This is a genomic window from Paenibacillus camelliae (genome assembly GCF_023715345.1).
In the GTDB taxonomy this organism is placed as follows: Bacteria; Bacillota; Bacilli; order Paenibacillales; family Paenibacillaceae; genus Pristimantibacillus; species Pristimantibacillus camelliae.
The window spans coordinates 1-451 of the sequence record NZ_JAMBNY010000049.1; the positions used below are offsets into that span (position 1 = coordinate 1).

General features: G+C 64.3%; 1 pseudogene. It reads right to left on the reverse strand.

The window, feature by feature from the left end:
* A pseudogene (gene rarA / locus M3180_RS22330) lies at positions 1–451 on the reverse strand (replication-associated recombination protein RarA); the annotation flags it as partial.

Here is a 451-nt window from a genome sequence, read left to right on the forward strand (position 1 = left end):
GGTGTACACCGCGTTGCTTTTCGGCGCGCAGGCCAGATAGACGATGGCCTGGGCAATCGCCCGTTCGCCTTCCGCCGGCCCGACGCGGGTAAAGCAGTCCCACGCCGAAATGGCGACCTGCATCGCCCGCGGGTCGGCGTTGCCGACATCGTCCGAGGCAATCGCCAGACAGCGGCGGGCAACATACAGCGGATCGCCGCCGGCGGTGATGATCCGCGCGTACCAGTAAAGTGCCGCATCCGGCGCGCTACCGCGCACCGACTTATGCAAGGCGGAAATCAAATCGTAGAACCGGTCGCCTTTGTTATCAAAGCGCGCGCTGCGCTCGCCAGCGATCTCGGTCAGCAGTTCCGCCTTCAGCACCCGCTTGCCCGAGTCATCGCTTTCGGCCATATCGGCCATCATTTCCAGGGTATTCAGCGCTCGCCGCGCGTCGCCATTCACTAGCTCG